The organism is Rahnella sp. P4_A8 (genome assembly GCF_056402435.1).
Genome location: NZ_JBFUHK010000039.1, coordinates 1 through 18,376 on the forward strand (window position 1 = coordinate 1; position 18,376 = coordinate 18,376).

17 protein-coding genes are annotated in these 18,376 nt (G+C 51.6%); 6 read left to right on the top strand and 11 right to left on the bottom strand.

Annotated features, from left to right (window positions below):
* Positions 1-152: 152 nt before the first annotated feature.
* The 6 genes from ppsR to AC1DUO_RS17260 all read left to right on the top strand — a co-directional run bounded on the left by ppsR (position 153) and on the right by AC1DUO_RS17260 (position 6,170).
* On the top strand, positions 153-974 hold the full coding sequence (ppsR, locus tag AC1DUO_RS17235; RefSeq protein WP_013576108.1) for a posphoenolpyruvate synthetase regulatory kinase/phosphorylase PpsR: 822 nt from the start codon (positions 153-155) through the stop codon (positions 972-974).
* Between the two features lie 129 nt (positions 975-1,103).
* Positions 1,104-2,150 carry a 3-deoxy-7-phosphoheptulonate synthase gene (locus tag AC1DUO_RS17240; protein WP_013576109.1) on the top strand — a complete coding sequence of 349 codons (1,047 nt, stop codon included), beginning with the start codon at positions 1,104-1,106 and terminating at the stop codon, positions 2,148-2,150.
* 349 nt (positions 2,151-2,499) lie between these two features.
* The gene (locus AC1DUO_RS17245) at positions 2,500-3,537 is read left to right on the top strand and encodes a hemin-degrading factor (RefSeq protein ID WP_477988103.1); all 1,038 of its coding nucleotides are present in this window, start codon (positions 2,500-2,502) and stop codon (positions 3,535-3,537) included.
* Positions 3,534-4,364, top strand: a complete 831-nt coding sequence (locus AC1DUO_RS17250; protein WP_112152174.1) for a heme/hemin ABC transporter substrate-binding protein — start codon at positions 3,534-3,536, stop codon at positions 4,362-4,364. The genes AC1DUO_RS17245 and AC1DUO_RS17250 overlap by 4 nt, the downstream gene beginning before the upstream one ends.
* Positions 4,361-5,389: a FecCD family ABC transporter permease gene (locus AC1DUO_RS17255; RefSeq protein ID WP_162906064.1), complete on the top strand. Its 1,029-nt coding sequence runs from the start codon at positions 4,361-4,363 to the stop codon at positions 5,387-5,389. Before AC1DUO_RS17250 ends, AC1DUO_RS17255 begins: the two co-directional genes overlap by 4 nt.
* Positions 5,382-6,170 carry a heme ABC transporter ATP-binding protein gene (locus AC1DUO_RS17260; RefSeq protein ID WP_013576113.1) on the top strand — a complete coding sequence of 263 codons (789 nt, stop codon included), beginning with the start codon at positions 5,382-5,384 and terminating at the stop codon, positions 6,168-6,170. The genes AC1DUO_RS17255 and AC1DUO_RS17260 overlap by 8 nt, the downstream gene beginning before the upstream one ends.
* 46 nt (positions 6,171-6,216) lie before the next feature.
* On the opposite strand, the gene AC1DUO_RS17265 is transcribed toward AC1DUO_RS17260, so the two are convergent.
* The 11 genes from AC1DUO_RS17265 to arnB form a co-directional block, all read right to left on the bottom strand.
* Positions 6,217-7,671 (bottom strand): protein adenylyltransferase SelO, encoded by a 1,455-nt coding sequence (locus AC1DUO_RS17265; protein WP_013576114.1) that lies wholly within the window; start codon positions 7,669-7,671, stop codon positions 6,217-6,219.
* Positions 7,672-7,813: 142 nt separating this feature from the next.
* Positions 7,814-8,542 (bottom strand): EAL domain-containing protein, encoded by a 729-nt coding sequence (locus tag AC1DUO_RS17270; RefSeq protein WP_013576115.1) that lies wholly within the window; start codon positions 8,540-8,542, stop codon positions 7,814-7,816.
* A 516-nt stretch (positions 8,543-9,058) separates the two neighbouring features.
* A complete protein-coding gene (locus AC1DUO_RS17275) occupies positions 9,059-10,072 on the bottom strand; it encodes a lipoate--protein ligase A (RefSeq protein ID WP_013576117.1) in 1,014 nt (337 codons plus the stop codon).
* Between the two features lie 96 nt (positions 10,073-10,168).
* Positions 10,169-10,648: an NlpC/P60 family protein gene (locus AC1DUO_RS17280; protein ID WP_013576118.1), complete on the bottom strand. Its 480-nt coding sequence runs from the start codon at positions 10,646-10,648 to the stop codon at positions 10,169-10,171.
* Between the two features lie 154 nt (positions 10,649-10,802).
* A complete protein-coding gene (gene arnF / locus AC1DUO_RS17285) occupies positions 10,803-11,192 on the bottom strand; it encodes a 4-amino-4-deoxy-L-arabinose-phosphoundecaprenol flippase subunit ArnF (RefSeq protein ID WP_013576119.1) in 390 nt (129 codons plus the stop codon).
* Complete coding sequence (gene arnE / locus AC1DUO_RS17290) at positions 11,189-11,521, bottom strand: 4-amino-4-deoxy-L-arabinose-phosphoundecaprenol flippase subunit ArnE (RefSeq protein ID WP_013576120.1); 333 nt, start codon at positions 11,519-11,521, stop codon at positions 11,189-11,191. Before arnE ends, arnF begins: the two co-directional genes overlap by 4 nt.
* Positions 11,518-13,188, bottom strand: a complete 1,671-nt coding sequence (arnT, locus tag AC1DUO_RS17295) for a lipid IV(A) 4-amino-4-deoxy-L-arabinosyltransferase (RefSeq protein ID WP_013576121.1) — start codon at positions 13,186-13,188, stop codon at positions 11,518-11,520. The genes arnE and arnT overlap by 4 nt, the downstream gene beginning before the upstream one ends.
* Complete coding sequence (gene arnD / locus AC1DUO_RS17300) at positions 13,188-14,087, bottom strand: 4-deoxy-4-formamido-L-arabinose-phosphoundecaprenol deformylase (protein WP_013576122.1); 900 nt, start codon at positions 14,085-14,087, stop codon at positions 13,188-13,190. Before arnD ends, arnT begins: the two co-directional genes overlap by 1 nt.
* 13 nt (positions 14,088-14,100) lie before the next feature.
* Complete coding sequence (gene arnA / locus AC1DUO_RS17305; RefSeq protein WP_037035289.1) at positions 14,101-16,083, bottom strand: bifunctional UDP-4-amino-4-deoxy-L-arabinose formyltransferase/UDP-glucuronic acid oxidase ArnA; 1,983 nt, start codon at positions 16,081-16,083, stop codon at positions 14,101-14,103.
* Positions 16,083-17,063: an undecaprenyl-phosphate 4-deoxy-4-formamido-L-arabinose transferase gene (gene arnC / locus AC1DUO_RS17310; RefSeq protein WP_477988105.1), complete on the bottom strand. Its 981-nt coding sequence runs from the start codon at positions 17,061-17,063 to the stop codon at positions 16,083-16,085. Before arnC ends, arnA begins: the two co-directional genes overlap by 1 nt.
* Positions 17,063-18,205 (bottom strand): UDP-4-amino-4-deoxy-L-arabinose aminotransferase, encoded by a 1,143-nt coding sequence (arnB, locus tag AC1DUO_RS17315; protein WP_013576125.1) that lies wholly within the window; start codon positions 18,203-18,205, stop codon positions 17,063-17,065. Before arnB ends, arnC begins: the two co-directional genes overlap by 1 nt.
* Positions 18,206-18,376: the final 171 nt, after the last annotated feature.

The following is an 18,376-nucleotide window of genomic DNA, read 5'->3' on the forward strand; positions in this document are numbered from 1 at the left end:
ATTTATTACAGTCATTTTGCGCACTGTCTCGCAGCAATGAGCAGAACATTGCTGGCTGGAACGAATACGCTTTTTATTTCCTGAAATTCTGGTTATTACTAAATAAGCGATAAGTTGAAGATAAATGAAGTGCGATAACTCAGGAGCAGTTTGTGGACAGATGCGTGTTTTACATTTCGGACGGTACCGCGATTACAGCAGAAGTTTTAGGCCATGCTGTGCTTTCACAATTTCCGGTAAATGCCACAACCTATTCACTCCCCTTTGTTGAAAGTGAAGAGCGCGCCAAAGCTGTCTGCCGGCAAATTAATGAAATTTTTGAGAAAACCGGTGCCCGCCCACTGGTGTTTTATTCCATCATTTCACCCAACATCCGCGACATCATTAAAAACAGTGAAGGTTTCTGTCAGGATATTGTTCAGTCGCTGGTCGCCCCCTTACAGAATGAGCTGGGCGTAGATCCTACCCCAATTGCCAACCGGACGCATGGCCTGACAGCCAGCAACATCAGTAAATACGATGCGCGCATTGCCGCGATTGATTACACGCTGGCCCACGACGACGGGATTTCCCTGCGCAACCTCGATCAGGCGCAGGTGATTTTACTGGGGGTCTCGCGTTGCGGTAAAACGCCGACCAGCCTTTATCTGGCATTACAGTTTGGTATCCGCGCGGCTAACTACCCATTTACCGCCGACGATATGGACAATATCCAGTTACCTGCCGCGTTAAAACCGCATATGCATAAGCTATTTGGCCTGACGATTGACCCGGAACGACTGACGGCAATTCGCCAGGAACGCGTTGAAAACAGCCGCTATGCATCTTTGCGCCAGTGCCGGATGGAAGTCTCTGAGGTAGAAGCTTTATTCCGCAAAAATCAGATCCGTTACCTCAACAGTACAAATTATTCTGTTGAGGAGATTTCGGCGAAGATCATGGACAGCTTCGGCATGAGTCGCCGGATGTTCTGAATCCTTTTACTGATGTAGATGGCATATCCTGCCGCCAATGGTTGAATTCATCGGGTTTTGCGTTATTGTGATCGGCATCACTTCCCGGTATTCCTGCCGCAGCGAAGAAACAAATTTTTCGAGAACACGATGTCACAAACAGATGAACTGCGTACGACGCGCATCGACAGCCTGATTACGCCTCAGGCACTGGCAGACAAACTGCCAATTTCCCCGTCGGTCGCACAACACGTGATGGAATCACGTAAACGAATTGAAAAGATTATCAGCGGTGAAGATCAGCGGTTGCTGGTCGTTGTCGGCCCCTGCTCAATCCACGATATAGAAGCGGCTATTGATTACGCGGGCAAGCTCAGCGTATTGCGTGAAAAGTATCAGGATCGCCTGGAAATCGTCATGCGTACGTACTTTGAAAAGCCACGCACCGTTGTCGGCTGGAAAGGCCTGATTTCAGACCCTGAACTGAACGGTTCCTGCCGTGTGAATGACGGTATTGAGCTGGCACGTAAAGTATTACTGACCGTCAACCAACTAGGCATCCCGACAGCGACCGAATTCCTTGATATGGTGATCGGACAATATATTGCCGACTTGATCAGCTGGGGTGCCATCGGCGCTCGCACCACCGAAAGTCAGATCCACCGCGAAATGGCCTCGGCACTTTCCTGCCCTGTTGGTTTTAAAAATGGCACTGACGGAAATACCCGCATCGCCATCGATGCTATCCGTTCGTCGCGCACCAGTCATATGTTCCTGTCACCGGACAAAAAGGGTCAGATGACCATTTACCGTACCGCCGGCAACCCTTACGGCCATGTGATTATGCGTGGAGGTAAAAAACCGAATTATCATGCGGATGACCTCGAACAAGCCTGCCTGAATCTGGCGGAATTCGATTTGCCGCAGCGGCTGGTGGTCGATTTCAGTCATGGCAACTGCCAGAAACAGCACCGTCGTCAGCTTGAGGTAGCAGAAGATATTTGCCAGCAAATCATCAGCGGTTCAACTGCCATTGCGGGCATCATGGCGGAAAGTTTCCTGGTTGAAGGCACACAGCCCATCGTTCACGGCAAACCTCTGATTTACGGCAAATCGATTACCGACCCATGTCTGAGTTGGGAAGACACCGAGACATTACTCTCAATGCTTGCGCAGGCAACAAACAGCCGGTTCTGATCACTTTGCTGTAACCTTCTTAAGGGCAACTTTGGTTGCCCTTTTTTGTGTCAGTAGCAGGCCTGGGGGCGTGTAACCCTCTGTCTGTTCTGATGCTTCTCCGCGCATCCCCTCCTGCTTCCCCTCTTAAATTAAGGGGTTAACGCCACAGAATTACATTCCAGCGACAAAAATCTTCTTGATGTGTTTAGGTAATGATTTGATAATGATTATCAAATTGATATTAATTCCCATTACCACACGTGTATTAAACGTACTCTTGCCATAAATATTTTTACAAATCATTCACATAACATCGCAAGCTTTATCCGCCAAAGAGCGGGTGACTTTAGACAACGAGGAAACAGCAATGCATTCAGTTCACTATCAGGACTATTTACAGGCAAAAGAAGCTAATCCCGGTAAATATGCCCGCGATCTGGCGGGAATTTTACGGATAAGCGAAGCTGAGTTAACGGCTTTACGTGTTTCCCATGATGCTGCGCGTCTGGATGTTGATGCCCGTAGCTTGCTGGCTGCTCTGGAGAATGTCGGTGGCACCAAGTCAATCACCCGTAACAACTTTGCCGTACACGAGCAGGAAGGTCGCTATGAGAATCAGCATCTCAGCGGTCACGCCGGTCTGATCCTTAATCCACGCGCGCTGGACCTGCGTTTGTTCCTGCAACACTGGCTGCACATTTTCAGCCTGTCAGAAACCACGGCCCGCGGCGTTCGCCACAGCATTCAGTTCTTCGATGCGCACGGTGATGCCGTTCATAAAGTGTATAACACCGATGAAACTGACATGGCAGCATGGGACGCGCTGATTGCGCAGTACAAAAGTGACGTCAATCCTCCGCTGCAAATTGAAGTCGCCCCTGAAGTTCCGGCTCCGACGACAGCCGCCGACACCAGCACTCTCGATGCTGAATGGCGTGCAATGACCGACGTTCACCAGTTCTTCCAGTTGCTGAAACGTCACGATGTCACCCGCCAGCAAGCGTTTAAAGCTGTCGGGGATGATCTGGCATGGCGCGTCGATAACGGCTCGCTGACGCGTTTACTGAATATCGCCAAAGATGACCAAAACGAAATCATGATTTTTGTAGGCAACCGGGGTTGCGTGCAAATTTTCACCGGTCCGATTGAAAAGGTCATGCCGCACGGTGAATGGATTAACGTCTTCAACAAACAGTTCACCCTGCATCTGGTGGAAAGTGCTATCGCGGAAAGCTGGATCACCCGTAAGCCGACCAAAGACGGTTTCGTGACCAGCCTGGAGTTATTTGCCGCTGATGGTACGCAGATCGCGCAAATTTACGGTCAGCGTAACGAAGGCAATCCTGAACAAACTCAGTGGCGGGAACAACTGGCACAACTTAGCAATGAAGGTGTTGCAGCATGAACAAAACCTTGAAAATGGTGGCCGCTATTACAGCATTGCTGGCGACCCCGATGCTGTATGCCGCTGAAAAGCTTGTCAGTATTGGCGGTGACGTTACCGAAATTGTTTACGCACTCGGTGCGGGCAACGAAGTGGTCGCCCGCGACAGTACCAGCTTGCGTCCGCAGGCAGTACTGGCCCTGCCGGACGTCGGTTATATGCGCCAGCTCAATACTGAAGGGATTTTGTCTATGCACCCGTCGCTGGTGCTGAGCAGCGAACTGGCAGAACCCTCACTGGTGTTAAAACAGCTTGAGCAGAACGGCGTAAAAGTGGTGCGTGTGCCGGGGAAACCTTCTGCGGACATCGTCCCGGATAAAATCGAAGTAATTGCCGCAGCGCTGAACCGTCAGGCGGAAGGTGAAAAACTGATCGCGACCTATCGTTCGCAGATTTCTGCTATTCAACACGATGCCCTGCCGGTAAAAATGTTGTTTGTGATGAGCCACGGTGGCATGTCATCTATGGCAGCAGGTCAGAATACTGCGGCAGATGCGATGATTACGTCTGTCGGGGCGAAAAATGCCATGCAGGGATTCAGTCGTTACCGTCCGCTGTCACAGGAAGGGGTGATTGCCGGTGCGCCGGATATCCTGCTACTGACCGCTGACGGAGTTAAAACCCTGGGTGGAATGGATCAGGTGTGGAAACTGCCGGGTGTTGCTATGACGCCTGCGGGCAAAAATAAGCGTGTGCTGGTCATCGATGATATGTCCCTGCTGGGCTTTGGTTTGCAAACACCTGCGGTGATGGCACAACTTCGTCAGGCTGCGGAACAAGCAAAATGAGTAGCATGAGCCCTCCGGTGCCGTCAGGTCGCCGTTCGCCAGTTTGGGCGATGATTGGCCTTGGCGGCGCTCTGCTGGTGCTGGCCGTGATGGCCGCGAATACCGGCGCGATGTCACTGTCGTTAAGGACGTTACTCGCACGTCCATTTGGCGATAGTTTATGGCAGGTCTGGCTGACAATCCGCCTTCCCCGCGTGCTGCTGGCGGTGGTAGTCGGTTGCGCGCTGGCCAGTTCCGGTGCGGTTATGCAGGGATTGTTTCGCAACCCGCTGGCGGACCCCGGCCTGCTTGGGATCAGCAGCGGCGCGGCGCTTGCGGTTGCCCTGACTATAGTGATGCCACTGGCATTGCCACCCTTGCTGGCCCTGTACAGCCATATGATCAGCGCATTTGCTGGCAGTCTGGCCATTTCAGCCATCGTCTTTACACTGAGTCGTTTCGGCCATGGTGGGTTATCGCGCTTACTGCTTGCCGGTATTGCCATCAATGCACTGTGCGGTGCCGCTGTCGGCGTGCTGACCTACGTCAGTGATGACCAGCAGTTACGCCAGTTCTCTTTGTGGAGCATGGGCAGTCTCGGGCAGGCGCAATGGCCGACACTGGCTGTGGCCTCTTCGCTGATCCTGCCAGCCTGTGTTGCGTCCCTGTTCATGGCGCGGCGCCTGAATATCCTGCAATTAGGTGAAGAAGACGCGCACTATCTCGGTGTGAATGTCCGCCGCACGCAGTTGCAATTATTGCTGCTGAGCGCCCTGCTGGTCGGGGCTGCTGTCGCGGTTTCTGGTGTGATCGGTTTTATCGGTCTGGTGATCCCGCACCTGTTGCGGATGCGTATTGGCGCAGACCACCGCTGGCTATTACCGGGATCGGCCATGGCGGGTGCCTGCCTGCTTTTGCTCGCTGACACGCTGGCCCGCACACTGGTTGCTCCGGCAGAAATGCCGGTGGGATTGCTCACCAGCCTGATTGGCGGGCCGTATTTCTTATGGCTGATCCTGCGCCCGGGAGTTCCGCGTAATGTCTGACTTTACTTCATCAATGGTTGCAGAAAATCTGACGTATTCCGTCAATAGCCGCCGGTTAATTGACGATGTTTCACTCAGCTTGCAAAGCGGAGAGATGGTGGCGTTGATTGGGCCAAACGGTGCCGGAAAATCAACACTGATGCGTATGCTGACCGGCTACCTGATGCCACAATCGGGGCAGATTTCGCTTCAGGGAAGACAACTCAATGACTGGCCGGCACAGGAACTGGCGCGCACCCGGGCAGTTATGCGTCAGAACAGTACATTGGCGTTTGGCTTTAGCGTGCGGGAAGTACTGACACTCGGGCGTTCACCGCACGGTCAGCAAAATATGCAACGGGCACTGACTGAAGTCATGACGCAAACCGATTGTCTGAATCTGGCAGAAAGAGATTATCGCCATTTATCGGGGGGCGAACAGCAGCGGGTTCAACTGGCGCGGGTACTGATCCAGCTCTGGCAACCCGCCCCTTCCTCACGCTGGTTGTTTCTCGATGAACCTACATCGGCGCTGGATTTATATCATCAGCAACACGCGTTGCGTTTGCTGCGACAGCTAACCAGGCAAACGCCGCTGGCGGTATGTTGCGTGCTGCATGATCTCAATCTTGCGGCGTTGTATGCCGACCGGATTATTTTATTGCACGGCGGAAAAGTGGTCGCCAGCGGGACGCCCGTTGACGTACTGAGCGAAGCCATACTGAGCCGCTGGTATCAGGCCGATTTGAACGTCTGCCCGCATCCGGAAACCGCATTGCCGCAAGTTTTCTTACGCCAGTAGAGACGGTTCAATAAAAATGCCACATTCAGATGTGGCATTTTTTATCTCAGCTCGAACAAGATATTTCGAGGTGTTTTCCCCAGTCGGGTGGCAATTTCGCCATTTCATCATACTGAGGCGCATCGCTGTAAGGGTCACGCAATGCCTGGTGAAGTTGCTCCAGCGCACTGATATCATCCACTTCAGCCCTTTCGATGGCTTTCTGCGCCAGATAATTTCTCAAAATAATGCGTGGATTACTTTGTTTCATGGCGTCCTGCCGCGTGGCATCATCAATATCTTCCGTTTGTAAACGATGACGATAAGCCTGATACCAGCTGTCAAAAGCGTCACGGTCGATGAATTCATCCCGTAAAGGCGACGCGGCCTGCTGTTGTTCTGTCTGGCTGAGCAACCTGAAAGTCTGCGTGAAATCCCGCCCCTCTTTCGCCATCAGACTTAGCAGCCCGGTGAGCAGATCGTTATCCTGTTTATTCTCGGTAAAGAAACCCAGTTTGCCGCGCATCAGCGTGCCATAGGCCCTCATCAGCGCCGGTTCATACTCGCCAAGCGCGGTCTGGAGCTGTTCCGTGGACATCAGGCCGGATAGCGTTTGTGCCAGACGATGCAGGTTCCAGTAAGCCACCGCCGGCTGATTATCGTAGCTGTAACGCCCCTGATGATCGGAATGGTTGCAGATATAACCCGGCTTATAATCGTCGAGGAAACCGTAAGGGCCGTAATCGATAGTCAGTCCGAGAATCGACATATTGTCGGTATTCATTACGCCGTGTGCAAACCCGATACTTTGCCATTGTGCAATCAGCGCAGCGGTTCGTTCCACCACACTGGTAAACCATTGCTGGTAGCGTGATGCGTCAACCGGCTCACTTTCCAGCAACCGGGGCCAGTGATGTGCGATGACATAATCTGCCAGTTGCCTGACATGTTCAGGCTGTTTGCGGTAGTAGAAGTGCTCGAAATGACCAAAGCGAACATGGCTTTCCGCCACGCGGATCAGCATCGCACCGCGCTCAGGCTGCTCGCGGAAAACCGGCTCATCACTGGTGGCAATCGTCAACGCCCGCGTTGTCGGCACCGATAAATGATGCAGCGCTTCCGAGGCGAGAAACTCACGCACGACAGAACGCAAAACCGCACGACCATCTCCCATTCGTGAATAAGGTGTCAGCCCGGCCCCTTTCAGATGCCAGTCGAACCGTTTTCCGGAAGGTAAAACCTGTTCACCCAGTAAAATACCCCGCCCGTCGCCCAGTTGTCCGGCCCACTGGCCGAACTGATGTCCGCTATAAACCTGAGCCAGAGGCTGCATACCGGGGAAGAGTTTTTCACCGCACCAGTATTCGCGATGCTGAGCATCGAAAAGCGAGTCATCCAGCCCCAGTTCACGCGCCAGTGGTTCGCTGTGATAAAGAAGCCGTGCGCCTTTTAGCGGCGTCGGTTGCAGTTGCGTGTAAAAGTCAGGCAACTGGTCAGCATAATGATGTTCAAATCGCGGCATAAATCCCCCTTTTTAATAGTGTAGGACTGCGGGACGTTAATTAACACGGAGCGAATGCAGGGAGATTATGACCTTGAGTGATAAAAAATCCCGGCACAGCAGGCGCTGGCCGGGATCCTGAGAGTGAAACAACCTGCGACGATCAGTGAAATTGGGTGGGCCGCACAAGCAGGCTGTCCAGTTCAGCGGGCTCAACACCAGGCCATAGCAAACCCTTCACCCCTTGTATTTCTACTTTGCGTAACGCATCAAAATAGTCCTGAGAGTCGAGCCCGTCGACCACGATATTACGGCAAAACCGGTTAACATTTCTTATCAGCGAGGGCATCACGATAGTGAAATGTTCCCCCTCACAGAGCTGCCAGAAAAGATTTTTGTCGAGCTTCACCCACTGAAAAAGATGGTCAAAAACGGGCACCATGTTAATAGTGCCTGAGCCGAAGTTTTCCAGACAAAGTGGAAAATATTGTTTTAATGCAACCAGTTGCTGGTTATTTTTGCCTTCGGAAAGACGCGGAAACGACTCGCTCAGATTAAGATGAATGAAAGTATGCATGCTGAACGCATTGCGGAGATTTTCATCTTCCAGCAATAAGGCCACCTGTTTTTCCTCAACACTGATATTCAAAATAACCTGATTATCGCTAAACCATCGGGCATGCTCACCCGCCCATATCTGTTGCTCATTAAGAAACCGTAATAACTGCTGCGGTGTTAACAGGTTCAGTACCAGTTCTGTGGGCATGACTAACTTGCTGTCTGCGCTGGAAAAACGGCAAATTAATTCTATGGCGAGTAATTTCCCGTCAATGGTATAGACCGGCTGGCACAGGTAGCTGCTGTTAAAGGCCGTATCGAATTGTATTTTCATTTTTGTCCAAAACATCAACGGCACGACTAATTGATTAATAACTTTTTTGACTATCAATCAGATCATAAAGATACCGGAGCCCCGAGGCGAAACCGAAATATTAGAGAAATTGATATCAATAAAGAGCCTGTCCGGTTGTAAGTGTACAGAGACGACCACACGAGCGGCTGCGATTCAAAGTTTTTTAAAAACGCCTTTCCCTTATTGCCTTCTTTTTAGGGGTTATAACAGTCAACACAGGGATTTCAGACTAATCTTATCGCCAGAGGTGAAAACACGCAACTTGCCTTGTGAGCGCTATCAATCCTTTTTCAACAAGAATTCCTGCTTTATTTTGTGCTAATGCCCAAAAAGCATGTTACTAAATATTTTAGCTAATGGTTATAGTGTCTTATGGAATATTGCGCAAGTGACGGGATTCACAACCGGGCTTTTAAGAATGATGAGTAATTTTGCTAAGGTAATAATAAACCGGAGGTTATTCGTCATCATCACCGACCTCCGGCATTCTCAACTTTACTGGATACAACGCACCAGCCAGTTTTGCAGTTCAGTGAGTTCAGCCTGCATCGCCGGATATCGGATAATGATGCGCTGGCAGGCTTCCCCGACGTCCTGCGCGTGATAGCGCGTGCCTGCCAGCTCCGCGGCTAATCTCTGTAACGGTGCGGGATTAAGGCTGTCGGTGAAAATCTGCGCACGGCTGATGTTGCCCTTCTCCACATCAAAGTGAATATCCACCCCGCCCCAGATAAACCGTTCGTTCAGTAAATGGCTGAAGGCCGGTGCTTTGCCGAAATTCCATTCCCAGCTGCTTTGTTTAGCAAATCTTTCGGGGAATCCCGGAATGTCAGGAAACACCTCCGGAGAGATGATTTCAGGTTTTACATTCCCACCATACCAGTCGAAAAATGCCGCAATCACGGCCTGGCAAATTTGCTCATGATTGATATCCGGCACAAACTCATTGAGATTCGCGACCCTCGAACGCACCGAAGTGATCCCTTTCGCCTGCAACTTTTTGACGTCCGGATTGAGATAGTTGGCGAGACGGCTGAGATCGGCATTAAGCAGTAACGTGCCGTGATGGAAGCCGCGGTCGGCTGTTTCACGATAGGCGGAACCGGAAATTTTCCGCTCGCCTTCCGGCGTCTGTACCACCAGATCGTTACGACCCGAGGCAATAGCATCGATACCCAGCGTTTTTAGTGCGTTGAGAATAATGCCGGTTGAAACGCTTTTATCGTATTCCGGTTTGCCCGCCATGAAGGTGAAACAGGTATTCCCGAGATCGTGAAAAACCGCCCCGCCGCCACTGCTGCGCCGCGCCAGACGAATGCCGTCTTCTTCCATTCTGCGGGTATTGCATTCTTTCCACGGATTCTGCGCCTGCCCGATAACCACGGTTTCGGAATTTCGCCAGAGGAATAACACACGCTGCGTGGTCATCTCGCGGAAAATACAATCTTCTACGGCCAGATTGAACCAGGGATCGTAAGAATCGGAAAGTAATAGTCTGAGAGGTTTCATTGCATATTCATCCTGAATGAGTCTGCTTTGATAATAACAGCAAAAAACAGGATGAAATACGCAGTGAAATCAGGGGGAATGCGATTGGGCACCGTGTCAGATACGGCGCGCCTGCCAGTACACTTTTCGCCAGTAAACGTTGTCGAGTGAAGAACGGGTCACGCCCTGGCTGGTCGAGGCATGAATAAACTGATCGGCAGTATCATAAATACCGACATGCAAACCATTTTCACCGCTGCCGGTTTTGAAGAAGACTAAGTCGCCGGGCAACAATTCATCACGTGGCACTTTGGTGCCAATTTTGGTCTGGTCGGCGGTCGTTCTCGGCAGCACGACGCCAAACCGATCGCGGTAAGTGCGGAAGACAAAACCAGAACAGTCAACGCCGCTCGGTTGTAATCCGCCGTAACGATACGGGGCACCGTGCCATTGGCTGAGCTGGTCGTTAAGCTCGGCCACGACAGTAATAGAATCGGCAAACCTGCCGCTTGGCGGCGGAGCGTGGCTGCTGCAACCGTTAAGAATTAATGCGGCAACGGCCAGCAGGGAATACATGGATACGGATGAGCAGCGCATAGTGCATTCCTTCTCGAATAGCATCACGGCCTGACCAGACGCGAAGGTTTACGCGCGCCGGATAAGTCGCCGTTATCTAAGAACTAATAGAATTTAGCGCTATTTTATCCGTCATCCAATGTTTAATGATGTTTTTTATCGTCATAAAAATCATTCAATGGGATTTTTTTACCGGTTTACTGTGGATAAGCCAGACACCTGACAGGATAAGCAACCCGCCAATTGTTTTACTTAAGCTGATGCTTTCATTGAACCAGGGCAGCGTTACTGCGGCAATATACACCAGCGCATAACTCAGACTCAGTAAGGTATACGCCCGGTTGAGTGGCAGGTAACGCAAGGCAAAGAACCAGCATCCCATCGATAATATATAGCCACACAGCCCCATAAAAACGGCAATCAGGGCATGTAAATGGCTAACAATAAAGGGAGTATCTATAGCGGCCAGTGAAAACAACGGGATCTGCACTATGCCCCATTTCATCAGTAATTGTGCCGCCGTTACCAGCAAAACACTTCCCGCACTCCACAGGTATCCTTTCATAAGCTGACACTCATTAGTGCAATACCACACATGATCAGTGCGACGCCGCACCAGTGGCGGCCATCGACAACTTCACCGAAGAACCATCGGGCACACAGCGTGATCAAGACGAAATTCAGGCTGAGCATCGGATAAGCCAGGCTCAGCGGCAATAATTGCAATACACGTAACCATAACAGCATGGCGATACCGAGCAACAATATCGCCAGCCCGAGCCAGCGTAAAACCCTCGCCATGCCATGCGCAGCAACCTGTGCGGCCTGCTTCTGACAAAGCTGACCGGCACAGGTGACAACGCTGACGACAAGAACCAGAAGGAAACCGGTCATGGCAGTTTTTTGTAGAATAACAGTGCCTGACGGTCGATCCGCACCGTTTGATCCGCAGGAGGCAGAGAGGATTTCACCGCAGCATTACGGTCAAGTCTGAGGATCAGAGAGACATTTCCTGCCTGACGCGCTTGTTGCAGCCACTGTGAGAAATGTGCCGCATCGACAAAATTGTCTTTGGCATCCGGATAGCTCAAACCGTATTGCAGCTCACCCTTTTCATCAAACATCAGAATATCGCTGCGCTTGAGTGTCCACGCAACTGCGGTTGCCACACCGACGTTATCTGTCAGCACATAACGACTGTCTTTCAGCAACGCCATATTTTGCGTCAAAAAGGGCTGTGGCTGTTTGGAATCCATCACTTTTTTCGGAATAGCCTGTCCGGCCAGCAATGCCAGCACCAGCGGGCAAAGGGCAGCCCAATACCAGCGCTTTTTCAAATCCGTCAGCGACACTGCGCCAGCCAGCGCCCACACGGCAAAACACAGAATACCGATCAGGGCATGCGGCAACTCAGAACGACTGAACACGGCTTTGATGTGGAAAGGTAATATGCCGGAGATCAACAGAACTGCCACGGCCAGCAACACACCAAACACGATGTTGAGGGTCCCATTGGCTTTCAGTGCACGTAATTTTCCTGACTCAAGGATCTTATCTAAATAATCCGCCATCAGCAGGGCAAGCGGCGCAAAGCACGGCAAAATGTAAGTCGGCAATTTACCTTTAGCAATGCTAAAGAAAATCAGCGGCATGATTGCCCAGCTCAGCAGGAAGAACAATTCCGGACGCATGACGCGTTGAGTCCAGCCCGCCCGCAAAGCTCCCGGTAACAACCCGAGCCATGGCAGCGCCCCCAGAAACAGCACCGGCAGGTAATACCAGAAAGGTGCCTTGTGCTGAGCATCAGCCTCAGCAAAACGCTGAATATGCTCAACCCAGAAGAAGTAGTTCCAGAAGTCCGGCTCCCGGTGTGCTATCGCCAGCACCCACGGCAGGCTCAGTACCGCCGCACTCACAATCGCCAGGGGCCCCCAGCCAAGCAGGGTTTTGAAACGCTTTTCGCGCCAGATAATCGGCAGAACCGCAATAACCGGTAACGCCAGCGCCAGAAAGCCTTTGGTCATAAAACCCATACCACAGGCCAGCCCGAGTGCAATCCAGCTCAGGGCTTTTTGCGGTGTACGCGATACCCGCAGGCAGAAATAGCTTGCGACCATTGCGGCCGTCATCCACAGCGTGATCATCGGATCCATCACACTGTAAGTCCCGATGCCGAAAACCAACGTCATGGACAGATAAATCAATGCCGCAGTGTAAGCCGTCTGGCGGTTGCGCCACATAAGATGCGCCAGCCAGAACACTAAAATCGCGCTAAGCGCCGTGCTGAATACCGATCCAAAACGCACGGCAAAGTTGCTGTCGCCAAAAATCATCTGGCTGATATTGTTAAACCAGTAACCCGCGACGGGTTTCTCAAAATAGCGTAACCCGAGAAGATGTGGCACAACCCAGTCGCCGCGCTGGAGCATTTCGCGGCTGATTTCTGCATAACGGGTTTCATCGGGTTGCCATAAGAGACGGGTGTTAAGAGGAACAAGGTAAACCAGGGCAAAGAACACCAAAATCAGCGTGCCCCACAAGCCTTTAATTGTTTTCGACATCAGGAAAAACCTTCTTGCTGACAGCCTAACCAGCCTTCCCGACCCGGGAAACTGGCGCGAACCACTTTGCCTCTTGGCAATGTACTGAGATCTTGCGGCAGCAACTCACCCAGCGCGCAAAACTGGATCCCCTGCGCAGACGCACGGGTTAACAATTCATCGAACTGTTTAGCCAGTGACATGCCTTCCACTTCGGCATGAATGGTATAAACCGGTACACCATGATCTTTCGCAATAGCATCAAGAATAAAGTCGTTGAAGTTATCGGCGTTAATCTCGCCGCCAGCCACTTCGTCATAAGTGGGTAACGTCACGGGAATCTGCACAGTGCCCAGTGTTCCGTTTTCCAGTACCGGCAGGAAAGGTCGCGTTCCGCGGCAATCACTGTTGTAGTAAAAGTGGAAACGTTCTTTAACTTCGATAACCCGCTCATCGGCACGCCAGCCTGCGACAGCCGAACATTCGACATCATGGCCCAAACTTTTTTCGAGCGCATCCAGCCCCAGGCGGATTTGTGCTTCCAGCTGTTTCTCGGACCATTTCCCGACTTTTGCCTGCCAGCCCTGATGATCCCAGGCGTGCAGCCCGACTTCATGCCCGCGTTTTGCAGTTTCTTTCATCAGATAACCGAGATCACGCGCGATAAGTTTACCCGGCCACGCGGTGCCTGCCAGTAAGATATCCCAGCCGTAAAGAGACGCCGCATTAGAGCGCAGCATTTTCCACAGGAAGCGCGGTTTAAGCAGGCGCCATAAATGACGCCCCATATTATCCGGGCCAACGCTGAAGAAGAAACTGGCAGTGATTTTATGATTTGCAAGAGTTTGCAGAAGCTGAGGGACACCCTCGCGGGTGCCACTCCAGGTATCCACATCAATGCGCAGACCCACTTTCTTCATGACGGGCACCGTTTCAGGCTTTGCCAGCGTCAGGATTTACTGAACGCAGGAAGAAATCCAGGGTTTCAGCAACGGTTTTATCCATGCCGATTTCCGGTTTCCAGTTAAGCAGACGACGGGCATTTTTGATGCTCGGCGTACGGTGCTCCACGTCCTGATAGCCTTTTCCGTAATACGTGCTGCTTTCCACCAGATTGAAACCAGCGAACGGCGGGAACTGCGCGCGCAGCGGATGTGATTCAAAACTGCTCAGCAGCATTTCTGCCAGTTCACGAATGCTCGCTTCGTTAGTCGGGTTACCGATGTTAATAATCTGGCCATCACATAAGTTGTCGCGGTTCTCGATGATCCGGAACAACGCTTCAATACCGTCGTTGATATCAGTGAAGCAACGCTTTTGCTCGCCGCCATCCACCAGTTTGATCGGTGATCCTTCAACCAGATTAAGAATCAGTTGGGTGATCGCACGGGAACTGCCGATACGCGCAGCATCCAGGTTATCCAGGCGCGGTCCCATCCAGTTGAACGGACGGAACAGGGTGAACTTCAGGCCTTCTTTCGCGCCGTAAGCCCAGATCACGCGGTCCAGCAGTTGCTTGGAAACAGAGTAAATCCAGCGCTGTTTGTTGATCGGGCCGACAATCAGACGGGAATGATCTTCGTCGAATTCCTTATCATCACACATGCCGTAAACTTCAGACGTTGACGGGAAGATAATGCGTTTTTTGTATTTAACGCAATCGCGGACAATTTTCAGGTTTTCTTCGAAATCCAGTTCGAATACGCGCAGCGGATTACGGGTGTATTCGATTGGCGTTGCAATCGCCACCAGCGGCAGAACGACGTCGCATTTTTTGATGTGATATTCGATCCACTCTGAATGGATGCTGATATCGCCTTCCACGAAGTGGAAATGCGGATTACCCATAAAGCGGCTGATCGCGTCAGAGCTGATATCCAGGCCATAAATTTCATAGCGGTCTTCGCGAAGCAAACGCTCACTCAGGTGGTTACCGATAAAACCATTCACGCCGAGGATTAAAACACGGGTACGGCGTTTCATCACCGCCGTGGGCAACGTTGCGACACGCATATCCGGCATAATGCCCAGTTCCAGCGCCAGACGGGAACCCTGTACATACAGGCCGTTTTCACTCTGCCCTGCCAGAATTTCCAGCGCGCCTTCGCCACAGGCGATGGTCAGCGGATCAGAAGAAAGCACGGTGCCCGGTTGTTTGTCGTGCTGAGTTGCCAGCGGACGTGCGCGCCAGATAGTCAGCTTACGTTGGCCGAGATAAGAGAATGCGCCGGGATAGGGTTCAGTCACCGCGCGGATCAGGTTATTAATTTCAGTGGCCGATTTGTGCCAGTGAATTTCACCGTCAGCGGCGGTACGGCGACCAAAGTAACTGGCCTGAGATTCGTCTTGCGCCGTCAGTGTGATGTTACCCGCTTTCATTTCCGGCAACACATCTGTCAGTAATGCTTTCGCTGCCTCACGCACTTTGGCATGAAGTTTCAGCGCCGTGTCATCGCCAGTGATCGCCACTTTGCGCTGACCAACGATATCACCTGCATCCGGTCGTTTGACCATTTTATGCAAAGTGACACCCGTTTCGGTTTCACCGTTGAGGAGCGCCCAGTTAACCGGTGCACGACCACGGTAACGCGGCAGCAATGAACCGTGCAGATTGAAGCCACCCTGCGGCGCCAGAGATAAAATCTCTTCGCTCAGCATATTACGGTAGTAGAAAGAGAAGATGATATCGGGCTGTAAAGCACGGATGCGGTCAACCCACAATGGATGGTTAACATCTTCCGGTGCATAAACGGGCAGGTTCAGCTCAGCGCCCTGACGGGCAACGGAAGAAAAGAACTGGTTTTCATTCGGGGAATCAGTGTGGGTGAAAACTGCCTGAACATCATAACCCGCGTCAACCAGAGCCTGTAAACCAACACAACCAATATCATGATAGGCAAATACAATCGCTTTCATTACTCTTCTTCCTGACTGTGGTCTTCGGAACGAACGCCGACGACTTTTTGAACAAAATAACGGGGACGCGCACGAACATCGTTGTAGATCCGCCCGATGTATTCACCGAGTAATCCCATACCGACAAACTGCGCACCGATAAACATAAATAACAATGCAAATAGCGTGAATACACCTTCCGCAGACCACTCAGGGCCGTTGATCAGGCGCATTAAAATGAGGAATACCGCCRGCAGGAAACCGAAGATGGCAATCACACTGCCAACAACACTGAGCATTCTCAGCGGTGTTGTCGTCAGACAAGTGATCAGGTCATACATCAGGTTAATCAGTTTCATCAGACTGTATTTGGAATCACCAAACTCACGCTCAGAATGCTGAACCGGAATTTCTATGGTTCTGCGCGCGAATGTGTTGGCCAGAATAGGAATAAAGGTACTGCGCTCATGGCAATGCAGCATAGCTTCGATAATGTGACGGCGATAAGCCCGTAACATACAGCCGTAGTCACCCATCGATTTACCGGTGGCACGTTGGATCATCATGTTGATCATCTTTGATGCCGTTTTACGGAACCAGGAATCGCGACGATTTGCACGTACGGTGCCGACAACGTCATAGCCTTCATCAGCAGTGGCGACCAGGCGCGGGATTTCTTCCGGTGGATTTTGCAGGTCAGCATCAAGCGTAATGACCAGATCACCGGTCACATGGCTAAAACCGGCCATAATGGCGGAATGCTGGCCGTAATTGCGGTTGAGCAAAACGGCAATAACATGGCTGTTCGGTTGTTCTGCAGCGGCAGCGAGCATGTCGCCGGAGCTGTCAGAACTGCCGTCATCCACCAGAATGATTTCGTATTGCTGGGTTAATTGCTGACAAGCGGCCTGCGTGCGGGAAAGCAACGCAGGCAGGCTTTCTTCTTCGTTGTAGACCGGGATAACCACCGAGACTTTACGGATTGGTTCGTATTGCGCCACTACTGCGCCTCCAGAAGGGAAAAAAGAGCCGCGACAACGCGGTCCACATCGCTGTCCTGCATATCAGGGAACAGCGGCAAACTGCATAAACGTGCCGAATTCCATTCACTGTTTGGCAGGCTCAGATGCGGATAACGTTCGCGGTAATATTTTTGGGTGTGAGCTGCACGGAAATGTAAACCCGTTCCGATCCCCTGCTCTTTCAGACGTTCCATCAGTGCGTCACGGCTGATACCACAACGCGCTTCATCCACACGGATCATGAATAAGTGCCACGCATGAAGGTGCGGGTAAGCCGGTACAGCCATTGGCAGATAAGGTGAGCCCTGTAATTTATCCAGATAACGCTGTGCCAGCTCCGCACGGCGGGCATTCATTTGTGCAAGACGTTTAAGCTGCACGACAGCCACAGAAGCATGAATGTCGGAGAGATTGTATTTAAAGCCTGGCTCAACCACTTCAGCCTGCGGTTTACGCCCCAGCACCTGACGATCAAATGCATCAACCGCCAGACCATGGAATTTCAATGCACGTACTTTTTCAGCCAGAGCATCATCGTCGGTGGCAATCAGACCGCCTTCTGCGCAGGTCATATTTTTGATCGCGTGGAACGAGAAAATTGCTGTCCCCTGTGCGCCAATCCAGCGTTCACGGTATTTTGTGCCTGCCGCGTGCGCAGCATCCTCCACGACCGGAATACCGTGTTCATTAGCAACAGCATAAATCGGGTCAAGGTCTAAAGGCGCGCCGGCGTAATGCACCGGGATAATCGCTTTGGTTTTTGGCGTGATAGCCGCAGCAACCGCGTCGGCACTGACCATCAACGTGTCAGGATCAACATCAATCATCACCGGTTCTGCGCCGAGCAGGACAATCATGTTGATGGTTGAAACCCAGGTCTGTGAAGGCGTGATCACTTCATCGCCCGGTCCGATGCCGAGCGCCATCAGGGTGACATGCATGCCGCCGGTCGCAGAACTGACTGCGATAGCATGCTTACAACCGAAAGTGGCAGAAAAATCCTGTTCAAGCTGATGAGTCTGTGGCCCTGTGGTGATCCAGCCAGAACGTAAAACCTGCCCCACTGCAGCTATTTCTTCTTCGCCCATAGACGGACGGGAAAAAGGCAAAAAGTTTTCCATTACGCTATCCCAAAAAGGTAATTACCGATACCGACTGTAGACCGCATTTATTTAACAGTAAGTAAACGCCGTCATGAAATTATGGATCTTATGATGTCGGTTTAATCTTAATTTAACCTTAAGGATTTACCAGTCACGCGAAGCTAAACAGAAAGTAAATAAACAAAAATT